The sequence below is a fragment of the Nocardia sp. NPDC055050 genome (assembly GCF_053608345.1).
Window position 1 is genome coordinate 1 of sequence record NZ_JBSGVG010000002.1, and the last position, 15,406, is coordinate 15,406.

The following is a 15,406-nucleotide window of genomic DNA, read 5'->3' on the forward strand; positions in this document are numbered from 1 at the left end:
CCTAGGCGGAGCCCCCGTCCAGGCGCACGTCAGCGCGGTTCAGGGGCGAAGTTCTGCACGGCACGCCCGGTGTCGGTTATCTGTTTCAAGATCGTCGACGGCCGAGCCAGGTCCGCGACCAAGAACTGCGAGGAGTTCTCCTCGTTCACGATGTCGTCGCCACGCCGATAGGGCGCAACGTCCGGACTGCCGGGACTGATGACGCCACACAGGTCGATGACGCTGTCCCGGAGTGCTTTTCCCTCCCGGTTGGTCAAGACCAGTCGCTGGTCCGGGCAGACGAAGGCGATCGCCGCCATCAGCCGAATATATGCCTGGTCGTCGACCTTTGTCCGGTTGCTCGATGCCATCGCGGGCCGGAGACGCGGCAGAGAGATATCGACGATCCCGCCGCGGCGGGCGAGATATGTCGCGTGGGAAACGAGTGCGATCATTTCCGATTCGATATCGTGCAGGCCGATCAAGGCACCCGGGTTCACATACTTGAACCCCGCGTCCAACCACCGGTCGAAGGACTGGATCCGCCGATCGTAGTCCGCTTTCGGGGCGCCGTCCTTACCTCCCATGAAGCGCTCGTAAGTATGGCGGTCGTACGTCTCCTGAAAGACACACATAGTCGCCGGTTCATCGCGGTCGATCCATTCACCGAGCGTTTCGATCTCGGCTGTGGTCATGCTGCCGATATTGAAATAGACGCGCTGAAACCCCATATCGAATGCCGTCCGGATCGCCCAGCCTATCCGAAAAGCGTTGACGAGCCGAGTGTATTCGTCTTCGTACTCGCCGGTCAGGAATCCGACGCCGGCCACACCCTCGTGTTCGAGCAGGATACGCAGCTGGTCCTCGATCTCGCGCTTCCCTGCGAGCTTCCGGATCATCCGCGTGTTGCTCTTCTTCATGCCACACATCTTGCATTCGGAATCACAGTGGTTCGTCGTGTACAGCGGAACGAACGTATGCAGCCGCGGTGACCGCTGGGCGATCCGCCGCTCGGCCGCGGTTCTCAATTCCTCTGTAGAGACGGAGGTGTCGCGAGTCAACGCCAGAGCCACCACAGCAGGGTCGTCGGGAAGATCGGCATCGATCTCGAGCCCCAATATTCCCCGCACGTCGATGTTCTTCGCCTTTTCCGCCGATCGGCTGAGCTCTGGAAGGTTGAATCTCCGGCCGATCTGAATATCGACAGTCATATATCTCCCCAATTCTGAATTCGTGATCGATCTCGAGTCCTACATCAATACGAGCGGCCGACCGTGAACTCCCCCACTCCCGACAACAACCGCCATGCGTCGGTATCGGTGTCCAGGACGGCGAGCGCGGCGAGCGCCAGCTGATGGTGTCGGCCTGCACATCGTTCGGTCCACTGCCTGCCCCCACAGTGCTCGATCAGGTGGATCGCCCGGGCGACTTGCGCCTGCGTGAGGTCGGTGGAGTTGTTCATCAAGGTGCGTAGCTCTGCGGCCTCCACCCCGCTCTGCCTCATCGCGGCGGAGAGCGGCATGGTCAGCTTCCGGCGGCGCACGTCGCCTCCGACATCCTTACCGGTGACAGCGGGATCGCCCCAGGTGCCGAGAATGTCGTCGATCGCCTGGAATGCGATACCCAGATACGTCCCGAAGTCCCGGAGCGCCGCTACCACGTCGGGTGCCCCGCCGCCGAGTAGCGCCCCGATCGAGGTCGAGCAGCCGATCAAGGCTGCGGTCTTCTTCTCCGACATCGCCAGAACGTCATCGACGCCCACATCGCGCCGCACCTGATAGGACAGATCCACCGCCTGGCCCTCGATCATTGTCGATGTCGCCGTCGCCAGCGCGAGGGCAGCTTCCGAGTTGCCGGTTCCGCCGAGGACGTCGAGGGCGCGCATCAGCAGGGCATCACCCGCCACGATGGTGGGTCCGACGCCGAACACAGTCCACGCGGCCGGCATATGCCGGCGTTCCCGGTCCAGGTCGACGATGTCGTCGTGCAGAAGCGAGAAATTGTGGACGAGCTCGACCGCCACCGCGCCGGGAACGGCGATTTCCGGCGTCGCACCCACCGCCTCGGCGGACAAGAGTGCCAGGCAGCCGCGGAGGCATTTGCCTGCGTCACCGTTCGCGGGTCTTCCGTCGGGATCTGTCCAGCCCAGGTGATAGGTGATGATCGGTCTGATCTCGTCGCTCAATTCCGCGACGGCCCGGCGCATACCGTCGTGGAGCAAAGCGCGGCGGTCGGCCAGTGCGGCGTGCAGGTCGGGCGCACGCGAGATCTGCGTGCCGGAGAAGGGAGTGGCGTTCATATGTATCAGTCCGATCAGATCGACAAACCCGACAGGCGCAGGCCGACCGACGGAGTCAGCGCTGTGCGATCGACCTTTCCCGAGGGCGATCTCGGTAATGTGTCCAGGATCCGGAATTGCGCCGGGAGCATGTAGTGCGGCAGCTGCGCCGACAGTTCGGAGCGCAATCCGCTGGCCGACAGCTCGGCGCCGTCCTCCGGAACCAGATAGGCGATCAGGCGCCCACCCGTGGTCGTCGCCTGCAGCGTCACTGCGCACTCCAGAATGTCCGGCCTGGCCGACAACAGCGCCTCGATCTCACCGGGCTCGACGCGGAATCCCCGAATCTTGATCTGCTGGTCGGCGCGACCGATGAACTCCAGCATTCCGTCGGCGCGATATCGAACGAGGTCCCGGGTGCGGCAGACGATCGCGTCCGGCTCCTCTGGCACCGGACTCGGAACGAAGCGTTCGCTGTTCAGCTCGGGCCGGTCGAGGTAGCCGGCCGCGATTCCGATTCCCGCCACGTACAGCTCACCCACCACACCGCGGGGGACGGGCTCGCCTGCCTCGTCCAGCACGTATACGCGAACGTTGGTGATCGGCTTTCCGATCGGCGGCGGACTGTCCCGCTCCGCCCCGGCAACGGTGGCCGAGGTGACGCGCACGCCTGCCGCGGCGTCGAAGGTCGAGGCCACGAGCGTCGTCTCCGTCGAGCCATAGCTCACCACAACCTCGAACGGCAGGTCGGCCCGCGGCCAGCGGCGGACTTGTTCACCGGCGACCACCATGTAGCGCAGCGCGCAAACGTCCGGCCAATCCAGCGACCACACACGTTCGGCGGCCGAACTCACCAGCAATGTGTGCGTTATCGCGTTCTCGATCAGCCAGTCCCGCAACCGTTTCGGATCCCTCGCGGCGTCGGCGGGTGCTGTGTACACGGTCGTGCCGTTGGCCAGGAAGGGGATCCACTCCATGAGCCCGACGGAGAATCCGGGCGAGGAGATCCAGGTGGCGCGATCGGCGCGAGCGATGCCACAGGCGCGCGCGGTCCAGGCGATCATGTTGGACATCGCACCGTGCCGTTCCAGGACGGCCTTCGGTTTCCCGGTGGACCCCGAGGTGTAGAACACATGACAGATATCGTCCGGCTCCGGATTCAGCGGCGGAGCGCAATCCGCGGCCGAGCCGATGGTGGCGGCGTCGCCGTCGAGGCAGATGATCCTCAATCCGTGGACACCCGCCAACTGTGGTGTCATGGCGTCCGCGGTGACAACGGCCGTCGCCCCGGAGTCGTCGAGCATGAACGCGGTGCGTGAGTGTGGGTTCGCCGGATCCAGGGGTACCGCGGACGCGCCGCTGCGCAGAATCGCGAGCAGGCTGATGACGTTCGACGCGGAACGCTCGAGCAGGATCGCCACTCGATCGCCCGGCCGAACACCTACGGCCCCAAGGTGATTGGCGAGGCGATTGGCAGCCCGGTCGAGTTCGCCGAACGTCACGGTTCCTGTCGGGTCGACGACTGCCGGGTGCCCTGGGTCGGCGACGGCGAGCTCGGCGATCCTCCCCTGCAGCGTCCGGAACGGATCGGCGGGAGCAGCGGTGGCATTCCACTCGACGAGAAGGGTCTCGCGCTCTCGTGGGGCAAGGATCGGCAATCCGCTCACCGGGCGATCCGAATCCGCGAGCACGGCGGCGGCGAGCGTCGCGAAATGGCCCGCGATCAGCTCCGCGTCGGCGATGGAGCACTGCTCGGCGTGGTAGACGAGTGCACCGCGATCGATGACCACGGTGAGGTCGGCGATGTCCGTGACACCGGAATCGGATACGTCGCATGACGATCCGAACGCCGCGGTGAAGGGTACGCGCTCCGCGTTTCGCGCGTCGGGCTGGACCAGCTCGAGGAGGCTCTCGGCCGGTATGGGACCGAGAAGTTCCGGCACCTGGCCGGATTCGGCGGTAAGTCTGCCGACCAGCTCGCGGAAGGCCGGCGAGCCGGCCAGGTCGATGCGATGTGCCAGCAGACCCTGCGCCGTTGCCTCGGCAACAAGAAAATCCGTCTCGCCGGTATACCTGTGAACGAGGGCCGCAAACAATGCCAGCCATACAGGCCGATAAGACACCCCCATGTCAATTGCGAGATCCCGGATCGAGTCATCGGAAATATCCGGAATGGGCACCGTGGCACATACATTGTTCGGGGCAGGAGTTCGCCTCGAACCGTGCGCGCGATCGCCTGGTAACGCGAAGCTGAACGGGCTGTCCGCAACATATCGCCGCCATCGATCGATGGACATGATCGTGGCCGAATCGTCAGTTATGCCATTCACCGAACCACCTCCCCCTTCGACCCGAATACTAGCGGAACAGAACCGATTTCATCAACGAATCCGCCCAACAAACATCGTCACACCAGGTCGCGACCGGTACCGGCGAACGACTCACCGAAGACGGCAAGAACCGACTGTTGACAACCCCGACCCAGCTGTAGTCCTATGCAATAGCGACTGATCGGGGGGACCGGAGCACCCGGCATCCAGCTATTACACTGCAACAATTCGGGAAGAAACGGCGGAAGCATTGTGCGGGTTAATTACAGACCGTGGAATCGTCTTTCACGACCGACAGCCGATGATGACGGCACGGCGAACAAGGGAAGAACTCGAGACGTCGAAAGATTCGTCGGGCAATTCATATCCCGGCTGATCGGCGAAGAACTGGACGACAACTACGCGAGTCTGGCACTGGTGAATCTGGGGCTGGACTCCGTCGGCGCGATCGATTTGGGTGCGGCCATCGATCAGGAATATGGCGCCGAAATCGAACCGGCAGACATCAAACTCACGATGACGGTCGCACAGTTGGCGAAACTGATCCAACGACGCGCAGGCGGGGAGTAGACGGATGAAGCACGAGCGGTCACAGTCCACACCGATCGAATTGGGCGACGAGTACTACCGGAATCCACATGCCGCCTACGACAGGCTGCGCGACCTGGGGCCGGTACATTTCGTCAGGTTTCCCGACGGCCGCACCGGCTGGCTGGTCACCGGCTACGAGTCCGCGAAGGCAGCCTTCGCCGACACCACCATCAGCAAGGTGATCCAGTCTCCGGGTGCCCGGGCAGCACTCACCGATCACGGCGGCGACCAGCGAGTCAAGAGCGGTCTGTTCAGTGACATGATGGTCTTCTACGATCCGCCGCAACACACTCGGCTACGCAACCTCCTCACTGGGGCGTTCGCCGGACCGGCTGTCCGAAATCTGGCCCCGAGCGTCGAGAAGATCGCCGATTCCCTCCTCGCCGACATGGCCGCCGATTCGCGCGAGATTCACGACCTACTCGATTCCTACGCAATCCCCCTACCGACAATGGTCATATCATCCCTGCTCGGAGTGCCGCGCGGAGATCGCGACAAATTCCGCGCGTGGACGACCATCATCTTCTCCGGCGAGCATTCCACCGGGGACAAATTCGCGATCATGCAGGAGTTCGTCGTCTACATCAAACAGCTGATCGAGACGAAGATCTCCGCTCCGGGGACCGATCTGCTGTCGGAACTCGTCGCGGCCAGAAATGACGATGATCGGCTGACCGATCGGGAACTGGTCAGCATGGTGTTCATGCTCCTTGTCGCGGGGTTCGAGACGACAGCACACCTTATCGGCAACTCCATCGCAATCTTGCTCGCCGATGCCGATGTCCATCGGTCGTTGTGTGCCGACCCGGGTCGCATACCGGACTTTGTCGAAGAGGTTCTGCGCTATGAATCGTCGGCCTGCGAAGCTACATTCCGATATACGACCGTCCCTATCACCCTGGGCGGCATCGAGATCCCCGCTGGGGAACTCGTCATGGTGTCGATGGCTGCCGCCGATCGTGACCCACAGCGATTCCAGGATCCCCAACGCTTCGATATGAACCGCGCGCACAATAATCACATCGCCTTCGGGTACGGGATCCACAAATGTGTCGGTGCGCAATTGGCGCGCATGGAGGCGGTCATCGCGATCACGTTTCTACTGGACCGGTTTCCCGACATTCGACTCGCTGTCGGCGCGACCCTGTCATGGCGACGAAGCCTCCTCGTCCGCGGGCTGACAAACCTGCCACTCGTCCTTTCCCCAGGCTGATACCGCCCGCAACAGCGAGTCCGGCGCGCTCAAGACGTCATAATGACCGCCGGACAGCTCGATCATCCGGCAGGTATCGCTGTACCGCAGCCATCCGTCGAGTTGGTAACGCTCGATCTCGGCATCGCGGTCCCAATGTATTGCCGTGATCCCGCACCCGAGGCGGACCGGCGGGAACCGCCGGTATCCGCGAGTTGCCACGAGGTCATTGCGCAATACCGTCAGCGCGGCATCCACCAGCGCCGGGCGGGCTACCGCGCCGCGGCTGCGAATAACCTCCGACAGTTCGGCGCGGAGCCCGTCTTCGTCCAGATCGAGCAGGCGATCGAACGGGCAATCATGGGGAGCCACCTGACCCGAGACGAACAACATTTTCGGAGACGGCAGACCGAGCTCCTCGATCCTGACCACGGTTTCGAATGCCGGTAGCGCCCCGGAGCAATGGCCGAAAACAGCGAAAGGCACCGTCAGCCAGGGCTTCAGCGCCTCGGTGAGGTCTACCGCGAGTTGCTCGTAGGAACCGAAGTGCTGGTCACCGATCCGATTCTCCCTGCCGGGCAGCTGAATCGGGCAGATCTCGATACCTCCGATGCGCCGCGGCCATTGCGCGAACATCGAGGCACCGACCCCCGAATAGGGAAGGCAGAACAGTCGTGCCTTCGCCGCCGGATCCGGCGGGCGCAGCAACCAGCGCGCCCCGCCGGCGACTTTCGGAGTCGAACGCGTCACGCTTCGTCCCGCCTAGGAGTCCGGACCCGGAGGTGCGTTATGCCGTTGATGAAGGAGGACCGGAGCCGTCGCGGTTCGCCGTCGACTTCGACGGACTCGAACCGGCACAGGAACTGTTCGCACACGATGCGAAACGTCAGCCGGGCGAGCGGCGCGCCGATGCAATAGTGCGGGCCGTATCCGAACGCGATGTGGCGGTTCGGGCGCCGGGCGATATCGAAGGCGTGCGAGTTGGAGAACACCGTCTCGTCGCGGTTGGCGGACCCGATCCAGGCCACGACCGGCTCCCCGGTCGCTACGGTCCCGCCGCTCAGTTGCGTCGGTCGTGTTGCATAGCGCATGAAGTTGCTCGCTGCCGACGTCCAGCGAATCCCCTCCTCGACCAGACCGGGGACGAGTGCCGGGTCATCGTGGGCCGCTTGCCATGCGTCGGGGTTTCGCGCCAACGCGAGGACTGCACCGGAAACGGTATGCGGCGTCGTGGCGTTGGCGCCCAGCAGCAGGCTGTAAGTGTTGTACATGACCTCGACGTCCGACAGCGGCTGGGCGCCTGCCTGTATCGACATGAGATGGCCGAGTAGGTCGTCGTGTCCGACACTCGCGCGCCGACACCGGATGAGCTCGGTGAAGTAGGAGAAGATCTGATGGTGCGCGACGGTCAGCGTCGCGGTTCGGGCACCGATCGCGAAATTCGGGTCCTCGGGTGCCGCGGCCATGGCAGCCAGGCGGATCAGGTCGTCCCAGTCCGATTCCGGTACGCCGAGTAGCCGGCCTGCGACCACCATCGGCAGCCGGAGCGCGCGCTCGGCAAGGTCCCATGGTCGGTCGTGGGGCACGTCGGCGAAAACGCGGTCGACGGCGTACCGGATCTCGGATTCCATCGCGCTCGTCGCCCCCGCGCTCAGCCGCTTGGCGAGCGGTCGACGCACCTCGGTGTGGCGGGGCGGGTCGCAGGAGGTCATGAGCAGGCCGGACGCGATGTCGTCGTGTCCGAGTTGCGTGATGACGGTGCCGCGTTCGGAGGTGAATGCGTCATGGTCGCCGAGCACCCTGCACACGTCGTCATATCGTGTGACGGAGCAGAACGAACGCCCCGGGGCATACTCCTGTCGGTGCAGCCGGGCGTGCTCCCTCATGTACGTCCAAACGGCATGCGGGTCACCGGCGTGAAAGCCGGCATCGAGGAGGTCGACTGCGGCGAGGCCGGCCCCGTCACGAATGACACCGGCGGGCATCACGGTGTGCCGATCGTCTGATGGATCCTCGCGGCCAGCGCCGCCGGCGTCGGTTGCAGGTAGAACTCGACGGGTGAGATCTCGACATGGTGCCTGCGGTCGATGTCGTCGAGGATCTTCATGCCGACGAGCGAGTGTCCGCCCAGACTGAAGAAATCGTCGTCCACGCCTATTCCGGAGATTCCGAGGTGCTCTGCCCAGATGTCGACCACGTCCTGCTCCGTCGAGGTGAGTGGCGGTCGTGTCGCGAGACGGCTGACAACGGCGGCGACAACATCAGCCTCCTCGGCGACGAGGTAGTGATGCCCGCCAGGAAACGTTCGGACCTCGATGTCTTTTGTCGTGGCCGCGGTCCACGCATGAAGATCGGCCACGGGGCAGGTCTGATCCTCTTGTCCGCCCAAGGCGACGAAGGCCGCCTGTAGGGGCGTCAGCGTTGTTGGACGATAGGCATCGAGCAGCCGCAGATCCGAGCGCAGTGGCGGGAGGATGAGGGGCCACAGTTTCGGGTTGCGGTAGACGTCGTCGTCTCCACCGCCGAGCCGCCGCATCGCGGCGACAAGATCTTCGTCGTCGAGGCGATGGTCGTCTTCGCCATGGCGCTGATGCGGTGCGGTTCGTCCCGACACGAAGACGGTGTCGACGATGAATCCGAGATCGCGCTCGAGTCGCAGGGCCACCTCGTAGGCGATCGCGGATCCCATGCTGTGCCCGAACATCGCCATCGGAAGGTCGGTCAGCTCGGTCAGCTCGGATGCCAGCGCGTCGGCCATCGCGTCCATGTCCTCGAGACATCGCTCGGCGATGCGATCCTGTCGGCCCGGATACTGAACGACGATGGTCTCGACGCCGGCGGGCATTCTCCGCGGCCACCCTCTGAAGGCGTGAGAAGTACCGCCCGCGTGCGGAAAACAGATCAGGCGCTCTGTCGGTGCGCCATGGGGCGCGCAGTAGCGCCTGAGCCAGGTCTCCATGCTGTGCTCACCCTTCTTCCCGGGCGCGGACAGCCGCTCGCTGCCGTGCGCACCGACCACCGAAACAAGGATCGCCATGGCTTGTCGACATCATCGAGAATCCCCCCTCATGATCGCCCCCGACACCCGAATGCTAGCGCCCCGGAACGACTTTCATCAACGGTTCACCAGAATGAACATCGTCGCGCCAGGTCGGGACCGGTGCCGGCACCCGACCGAACGGCCGACCGGTGCGAGCTGTTGACAACCCCGACCCCGAGGACAGACCATATCGCTGGACACACCTTGCTCCTCGGTCATAAGGAAAGTGCCGTTGATTACAGAGGCCGTACGCGGTATCTGGGCTCGCGAGCTGAGGTTCACCGAATTCTCCGACGATGACGACTTCTTCGTTCTCGGCGGCGATTCGCTGACCATGGCCAGGATCCAGGAAGCTTTCATCGATCATTTCGACATAGAGGTACCGATGGACGAATTGTTCCGGCGGGCGACCGTCCGATCGATAAGCGCGCACCTGACTTCGCTACACCCGTACGCGCAGGTGAATTATCGCCTCGCCGAGACCCTTCGGGCCACCGACGAACAGTTCGCCTCGTCCGCACCGTCGGCAGAGGTGAGTGCGGCCGCCGGTGATCCGAGCTCGAGCGCCGCGCAGATGATCGAGGTATACCTCCGCGGCTACGCGGACCGCCCCGCCTTGGGGCACCGACGATCCGACTCGTTCGATGTCATCACTTATCGGCAATTTCATTCTTTGATCAACTGTCTACGAGCCCGGTGGTCCGCTCCGGACGGTGGCGAATTGACCGCAGGCGATTTCGTCGCCACGCTCGGATTCACCAGTGCCGACTATGCCGTCGTCGATCTGGCATGCACACTCTCCGGACTTGTCACGGTGCCGTTGCACAATACGTTCGACGCTCATCAGATCGTTCCGATCCTTCGGGAGACAGCACCCAGATTGCTCGCGGTCAGCGTCGAATCCCTGCCCGTGGCGATCGCGGCACTCGCCGAGGATTCGGCGGTAGAGCGTGTCGTCGTCTTCGACTACGTCCCGGACGACGACAAGCATCGGTCATTGCTCGGACGTGCTCGAACACGCCTGTCCGCGGTACGGCCGGAGCTGACGCTGACCTCACTACCGGACGAGATCGCCGCCGGGAAGAAGCACGCGCCACCGCCGGTGTATGTGCCCGAAGACGAAGACACCTTGGCCACGATCATCTACACCTCCGGAAGCACCGGCACGCCGAAGGGTGCGATGTTTCCGACGAGCTGGATCAAACACTACTGGCAACGATCCGTCGGCCGCCCGGACCCGACCGTCCCCGCCCTGCATCTGCAGAATCTGCCACTGAGCTTTCTCGGCGGGCGGCAATGGCTGGCATCGACCCTGTCCAACGGTGGCACAGGGTATTTCACCGCTGGTAGCGACAATTCCACGTTCCTGGAGGATCTCACGCTGGTACGTCCGACAGAATTGGTGATGGTCCCCAAGCTGTGCGGCGAAATCTTCCGGCTGTTCCAGAGCGAGGAGAGCCGGCTCCTGGAACTCGGAATCGACCAGGCGGCTGCGACCGCGGCGGCGATGCAGACGATCCGTGTCGATGTACTCGGGGGCCGCGTTGTCACAGCATGCTGTGGGGGCGCGCCGCTTTCGACGACGATCCGGGACTTCGTACAGTCGTGCCTCGGAATCCAGGTCGTCGACGGTTACGGGTCGACGGAAGCCGGGACCACGGTGACGGAGAACGGCTGGATACTGCAGCCGCCGGTGGTCGACTACAAGCTCGTCGACGTACCGGAGAGCGGCTACACGAATGCGGATCGACCGCATCCCCGCGGCGAACTGTACATAAAGTCCATCTGCGCTTTCAGCGGATACTACAAGCGCCCGGAGGACACTGCCGACGTTTTCGACGCCGATGGCTTCTACAAGACGGGCGATATCATGGCAGAAGTGGCGCCCGGCCGCCTCTCCTACATCGATCGAGCGTCGAATATTCTCAAGCTCGCGGCCGTGGGTTTCGTGTCGGTGTCCAAGCTGGAGGCGATGTACTCCGGCACTCCCGAATTACGCCAGATCTACATCTACGGCAACAGCGCACAGCCGTTCTTGCTCGCGGTGGTCGTGCCGAATCAGGATCTCGTCGACCCCGAGAACGGCAAGGAAAAGCTCTCTGCCGCACTCCGGCAAGTCGCAACGGACAATGCACTCGCCTCCTACGAAATTCCTCGTGATTTCATCGTCGAGCAGCAGGAGTTCACCCGAACGAACGGACTGCTGTCGAGTTCGGGGAAACTGCTGCGCCCGGCTCTGAAGGAACGGTACGAGAGTCGTCTCGAGTCTTTGTACAACGATCTGTGAGGGGTACATGTTCATGGAAATCCAGGAGAATTCCGCGGGTACCCGCGCGTCCGATACTCCCCAGGTGGTCCGGCCACTGGGGCCGTCCGAGCGCTGGCTCTGGATCATCGACCAGATTTCACCGATGAACGCGGTCGTCTGGGTGCATCTGCGCGGCCGGATGGAACACCAGCAGCTCGCCCTGGCCGCCGAGGCTGTGGTCGCGGAACATCCTCTGCTGAGAGTCCACGTCGAGACCGAGCCCGACGGCACGAATCCGCGGTTCGTGCCGACGGCCGATCCGCGCATCCCGATCCGGACCGTTCACGTGGCGGCAGACGACGCGCAGGCGGCCGACGCCGAGGTCGACACGGTGCAGTTGTCCGAGCGCATCGATTGGCGAACCGGCCCGCTGGCCCGAATCGTCGACATCGTCCGGGGTGGTGGCACACCGGACGAGTCGCACGACCTGATTCTGACGGCGGCGCATCTCATCACCGATGGCATGGGCATGACGTCGTTGTTGCGGCGCCTTCTCGAACACGCCGCGCAGTCGACCACAGACGACGCTTCGCCGAGAACGGCCGTACGGTCGCGCAGCCCCCTTCCGGTTCCGGAAGACCTGCTGCCTCGCCGACTACGAAGCATCGCCCGGGCGAGGGCCGTCTCGCGCGTGGATCGGGCGATCACAGCGCTGAGCAAACCGCAGTCGCTCGAACCCGAGGCCACAGTGCCTCCACAAGAGCGCCGCACGCGGTTCATCCGGCGGATACTGCCGGCCGCGGACCTCAGCGGCCTTCTCGCGCGCTGTCGGCACGAAGGCGTCACCCTGCACGCTGCCCTGACCGCCGCCACGGCACGGGCGGTGGGGGCCGAGATCACCCCCGCCGGAGCCGGCAGGGTATCGGTCATATCGGCGATCAGCTTGCGGCATGAATTGGTGCCACGCGTCGACAACCGGGAACTCGGTTCGTACGCGAGCGGAGTGGTCGCGCATGTCGCCGCCGATCCCGCGGCCGACTTCTGGATCGCGGCGCGCAAGTTCGATCGCGATCTGGCAAGACGGCTGCGGTTCGGGCAGCATCTGTCGGCTTTCGCCGCCTTGGCCTTCATGGCTCCGCCGTCGGTCGAGTCCAGCGGGCCGCTCATCGATCTCATCGACCACAAGACGTCGCGGGGCATCGCCATCTCGAACTTCGGTCGGTTGAACATGCCCGGCAGAATCGGTGAGTGGGATGTCACCGGCGTTCAGGCGGCCGCCGGAATATCGTGTCTCAGCTGCTTGCGTTCGGTTGTGACGATCAGTGGTGGGGATCTGTACTGGAACTTCACCTTCATCGAAGGACTCATGTCGGCGGAGCGAGCCGGCCGGATCGCCGATAGGGCGGTGGCCGCGCTGACCGTCAGCCCGGTCCGGTAGGTGACGTCGCCCGCGCCGGGTGATTCGCGCCGAATTCGTGCTTTTCTCGCATGATGCGATGCAAGACCACAGCAGACAGAATCGAAACAAGCAATACCGGCACCACCGCTCCCAGATCGACCGCGTACGTCGCGAATCCCGCAGTGAGGACGAGTCGTTCGATATTCAGCATCGCGTGCGCTCGTAATGCCTGAATTCTCTGGGAGTGATCGGAACGACTCAGCAGGCGGAACGCGTACCAGCCGAGCATCGCGGAAAGGATGAGCGACGCGACGTACGCGCCGTTGTTCTTCCCCAGAAACCACGGTACGACCATCGCTGCGGCAATCGCCGCAGCGTATAAGGAACGGGCAAGTGCGACAGTGAATGTCGTCCCGCGAACCGCGGCGACGGTATCGTAACCGCCCGCTCGATCTCCCTCGGCATCTCGCAGCGTACCGACCAGGTTGGAACTGATGTCGTGGCAGCAGAATACGAACGCCGATACCAGCAGGGTCCACGTCGCCCAGGAGTGGACGGCCATCGCACCGTAGAACAGTCCGAAAGCTCCCAACGAGCCGCGCACAGCGTTACCTGAGAACCCTCGAGCCTTGAATCTCGCGCTATAGCCGAAGATTCCCACTATTATCGCCGCGGACACGGGAACCGTGCGCCAGTCGATCGCGATGCCGATCCCGATGAGCAAACCGAAACACACCATTGCGGAGACGGCCGCCTCGGTGGGTGTCAGCCGTCCGGAAGGTATCGGCCGGTGCGGCTTCGCGATCGCATCGAGATCGCGATCGAGTAGATCTCCGAGATAGTGTGCGCCGAGCCAGCCGGCGGACAGCCCGACACACGACATCGCGACCTTCCAGCCGTCGCTGTCAGAACCAGTCGAACCGACTCCGGCCAGCGCGAGCATTACCGGATACGCCAGCGTGTAGGGCCGCCACGTTTCCCAGTGCGCGGTCAGGTGAGTACGAAACCGCCGCCGGTTCTCCGCCACAACGATCACAAGAAGGGGCGGGTGTCGATCCGGCGCCACGCCGAGCTCGCCTTCACCACGAACGCCGCAGTCAAGGTGGAGCTCGCGAAGGGAGTCATCGTCGGCGGCTTGCCGACCTCGTCCAAGATCCAGTACAGCGAGCCGGCCGGCCACAGCCGATCCACACCGCGAGAACCGGCGAGGTAGTCGGCCGCCCGGGCGGACCGCTCGAGGTCTTCGCTGTTCAGCAGATCCGGGACGGTGGCCAATGCCAGCAAGGCCAGTGCCGTACTCTGCGGGTCGCTACCCGCGGAACGGCGGCCCCAGCCACCATCCGGATGCTGGGTCGCTCGCAGCAGATTCACCGCGGACAGCACAGCCGGCGAATCCGGCCGCACCGCCGACAGCAGCCGCAGGCCCGCGTAGATGGCGTAGAACCGCCCGCAGTAGAAGGGGCTTGCCCAGCCCCCGTCGTGCCGCTGCACCTGTTCCAAGTGGTCGATTCCGCGCGCTATCGGACCGGCGAACCGATCCGGATCGCTCAGGTGCAGGGCGAACAACAGGCTGGGGAATACATCGGCGTCACCGGAGTCCTCCCACAGGCAATTCGTCCAAGGTTCGGGAAGTCGCCCGTCGGCGGTGCGTTCGAAGTCGGGCACCAACCATGTGCGGACCACGCCGTTCGGCCCGACGCAGTGGTCCAGCGCGAATTCCAGTGCGGGGATACAATATTTCTCGACATCCGCTCGCAGCCCCGCCTGCGACAGAGCGATGGTGATGCAGGAGAGAGTGTCGGCGTCCGGCGGGAATTCCGGCAGGTCGGGGAAGTAGTTCCAGCCACGCCCGTCACCCCGTCGCCGGTTCAGCAGATAATCGAGTTCACCTTCGATCAGCGGTTTCGCCTGATCGCCGAGAAGCTCGGCACAATCTGTCAATACGTCGACGATAAGTGCGCGCTGGAACAGATCGCCTTGCTGTTCTTCGGTATCCGATCTAAGACCGAGTTCGCGCGGTACTCGCAGCGTGTCGGTGAGATCTGTCGGCCCACCGCTGATCTGAGTGGCCAGGTGGACGATACCCGGCCACGCGATATTCTCCCAAACTGTAGCCTCGACACTGAGGTCGGTCTTTTCTCCCATGGCAGTCTCCCATCTGAACCATGCCATTTCGGTAAGCCGCTCGACGATATACAGCGGCAGCTTCCCGCTTGTCGACATTTACCGAGAGGCGCGGAATCGATGGCGCTCGAATACGAATTCCATGACGCTTCCCCCTCGCGGTGCACCTTCGTGCAACTAACAGGCGATCGTGTAGTCGGATCGAGCCCGTGACCCCCGGTCAAC

The 15,406-nt window shown here is 63.8% G+C and carries 12 protein-coding genes; 4 read left to right on the plus strand and 8 right to left on the minus strand.

What is annotated here, in order from left to right; all coding sequences use genetic code 11:
• Positions 1 to 29: 29 nt before the first annotated feature.
• The 3 genes from nocL to ACWGCN_RS02660 are packed head-to-tail and all read right to left on the minus strand — an operon-like array spanning position 30 to position 4,380.
• Positions 30 to 1,190: a 3-methyl-2-indolic acid synthase gene (gene nocL, locus ACWGCN_RS02650; protein ID WP_378989591.1), complete on the minus strand. Its 1,161-nt coding sequence runs from the start codon at positions 1,188 to 1,190 to the stop codon at positions 30 to 32.
• A 44-nt stretch (positions 1,191 to 1,234) separates the two neighbouring features.
• Entirely contained in the window at positions 1,235 to 2,278 is a 1,044-nt protein-coding gene (locus ACWGCN_RS02655) for a polyprenyl synthetase family protein (protein WP_378989590.1), read from the minus strand.
• Between the two features lie 14 nt (positions 2,279 to 2,292).
• Positions 2,293 to 4,380 carry a non-ribosomal peptide synthetase gene (locus ACWGCN_RS02660; protein WP_452458171.1) on the minus strand — a complete coding sequence of 696 codons (2,088 nt, stop codon included), beginning with the start codon at positions 4,378 to 4,380 and terminating at the stop codon, positions 2,293 to 2,295.
• A 459-nt stretch (positions 4,381 to 4,839) separates the two neighbouring features.
• Between ACWGCN_RS02660 and ACWGCN_RS02665 the strand changes: the two genes are divergently transcribed.
• Positions 4,840 to 5,157 (plus strand): acyl carrier protein, encoded by a 318-nt coding sequence (locus ACWGCN_RS02665; RefSeq protein ID WP_387446776.1) that lies wholly within the window; start codon positions 4,840 to 4,842, stop codon positions 5,155 to 5,157.
• Positions 5,158 to 5,161: 4 nt separating this feature from the next.
• Positions 5,162 to 6,391: a cytochrome P450 family protein gene (locus ACWGCN_RS02670; protein ID WP_452528946.1), complete on the plus strand. Its 1,230-nt coding sequence runs from the start codon at positions 5,162 to 5,164 to the stop codon at positions 6,389 to 6,391.
• On the opposite strand, the gene ACWGCN_RS02675 is transcribed toward ACWGCN_RS02670, so the two are convergent.
• The 3 genes from ACWGCN_RS02675 to ACWGCN_RS02685 form a co-directional block, all read right to left on the minus strand.
• Positions 6,326 to 7,120 (minus strand): thioesterase II family protein, encoded by a 795-nt coding sequence (locus ACWGCN_RS02675; RefSeq protein ID WP_387446775.1) that lies wholly within the window; start codon positions 7,118 to 7,120, stop codon positions 6,326 to 6,328. The genes ACWGCN_RS02670 and ACWGCN_RS02675 overlap by 66 nt on opposite strands.
• On the minus strand, positions 7,117 to 8,178 hold the full coding sequence (locus ACWGCN_RS02680) for a cytochrome P450 (RefSeq protein WP_387446774.1): 1,062 nt from the start codon (positions 8,176 to 8,178) through the stop codon (positions 7,117 to 7,119). Before ACWGCN_RS02680 ends, ACWGCN_RS02675 begins: the two co-directional genes overlap by 4 nt.
• 176 nt (positions 8,179 to 8,354) lie before the next feature.
• Positions 8,355 to 9,407 carry an alpha/beta fold hydrolase gene (locus tag ACWGCN_RS02685; RefSeq protein ID WP_449960575.1) on the minus strand — a complete coding sequence of 351 codons (1,053 nt, stop codon included), beginning with the start codon at positions 9,405 to 9,407 and terminating at the stop codon, positions 8,355 to 8,357.
• Positions 9,408 to 9,636: 229 nt separating this feature from the next.
• On the opposite strand from ACWGCN_RS02685, the gene ACWGCN_RS02690 reads away from it, so the two are divergent.
• Together ACWGCN_RS02690 and ACWGCN_RS02695 are read left to right on the plus strand one after the other, a co-directional pair.
• Positions 9,637 to 11,697, plus strand: coding sequence for an AMP-binding protein (locus tag ACWGCN_RS02690; RefSeq protein ID WP_387446773.1), 2,061 nt, complete (start codon positions 9,637 to 9,639; stop codon positions 11,695 to 11,697).
• 7 nt (positions 11,698 to 11,704) lie between these two features.
• Positions 11,705 to 13,096: a phthiocerol/phthiodiolone dimycocerosyl transferase family protein gene (locus ACWGCN_RS02695; protein WP_452458170.1), complete on the plus strand. Its 1,392-nt coding sequence runs from the start codon at positions 11,705 to 11,707 to the stop codon at positions 13,094 to 13,096.
• Here ACWGCN_RS02695 and ACWGCN_RS02700 read toward each other — a convergent pair.
• Together ACWGCN_RS02700 and ACWGCN_RS02705 are read right to left on the minus strand one after the other, a co-directional pair.
• Positions 13,080 to 14,123 (minus strand): UbiA family prenyltransferase, encoded by a 1,044-nt coding sequence (locus ACWGCN_RS02700; protein WP_378989580.1) that lies wholly within the window; start codon positions 14,121 to 14,123, stop codon positions 13,080 to 13,082. The two genes, ACWGCN_RS02695 and ACWGCN_RS02700, sit on opposite strands and share 17 nt — an antisense overlap.
• On the minus strand, positions 14,090 to 15,202 hold the full coding sequence (locus ACWGCN_RS02705) for a prenyltransferase/squalene oxidase repeat-containing protein (protein WP_452458169.1): 1,113 nt from the start codon (positions 15,200 to 15,202) through the stop codon (positions 14,090 to 14,092). The genes ACWGCN_RS02700 and ACWGCN_RS02705 overlap by 34 nt, the downstream gene beginning before the upstream one ends.
• Positions 15,203 to 15,406 lie beyond the last annotated feature (204 nt).

What these genes read in the sequence shown, in the direction of transcription:
- nocL (WP_378989591.1), bottom strand. Translation starts at nt 1,190, where the DNA reads ATGACTGTCGATATTCAGATCGGCCGGAGATTCAACCTTCCAGAGCTC.
- ACWGCN_RS02655 (WP_378989590.1), bottom strand. Translation starts at nt 2,278, where the DNA reads ATGAACGCCACTCCCTTCTCCGGCACGCAGATCTCGCGTGCGCCCGAC.
- ACWGCN_RS02670 (WP_452528946.1), top strand. Translation starts at nt 5,162, where the DNA reads ATGAAGCACGAGCGGTCACAGTCCACACCGATCGAATTGGGCGACGAG.
- ACWGCN_RS02685 (WP_449960575.1), bottom strand. Translation starts at nt 9,407, where the DNA reads ATGGCGATCCTTGTTTCGGTGGTCGGTGCGCACGGCAGCGAGCGGCTG.
- ACWGCN_RS02695 (WP_452458170.1), top strand. Translation starts at nt 11,705, where the DNA reads ATGTTCATGGAAATCCAGGAGAATTCCGCGGGTACCCGCGCGTCCGAT.
- ACWGCN_RS02705 (WP_452458169.1), bottom strand. Translation starts at nt 15,202, where the DNA reads ATGGGAGAAAAGACCGACCTCAGTGTCGAGGCTACAGTTTGGGAGAAT.